Source organism: Vibrio sp. 10N.261.55.A7 (assembly GCF_002877365.1).
Classification (GTDB): Bacteria; Pseudomonadota; Gammaproteobacteria; order Enterobacterales; family Vibrionaceae; genus Vibrio.
This window is the reverse complement of record NZ_MCWZ01000007.1, coordinates 1-554: the sequence shown is the minus strand read 5'-3', so window position 1 is coordinate 554 and position 554 is coordinate 1. Positions and strand designations below refer to the sequence as shown.

Annotated in this window: 1 pseudogene; it reads left to right on the top strand. The window is 41.5% G+C overall.

What is annotated here, in order from left to right:
* Positions 1-519, top strand: a pseudogene (locus tag BCU12_RS01035) (choloylglycine hydrolase); the annotation flags it as partial.
* Between the last annotated feature and the right edge of the window lie 35 nt (positions 520-554).

The window sequence follows — 554 nt, the reverse complement described above, 5'->3', positions numbered from 1 at the left end:
TCAGGTGACATTGCATTATTCCAGCTAAATGAAGGCGGAAAAATGGTCATGCACCGTGGTGATGTCAATAGTGATTTACGTGTGATGGCCAATGCCCCGTTACAACAAGATCACCGTGAATACGCAAAAAACTTCGACATGAATGATTCAACGACGTTACCAGGTTCAATCAGTTCAGCTGACCGTAATATACGTGGCCTTTACGCAACGGAAAATATTTCATTTACAGATGAAAATGCCGACTGGCTTGATGTACGCGGTAAACTAAAAGGCATGTTCGATTTTGGCAACAAAGTGCCACAAGATTTAGTCGACCCAACGAATGATGAGTCTTACACAACGTGGGAAACCTACGTTTACAACCTAAACACAGGTGACGTGACTTATTACAATGAAGGTAATGCAAGCCAAGTATCATTGAACATGAATGATTTACCTAACATCACAGAGCCAATGTGTGCTGATATTTACACACAAGCTAAAACAATAGGCCAAGTAACATTCTCTGTGTGTGAGTAATACCTGAGTAACTCGTCTCGCTGTACAAAGCGTGT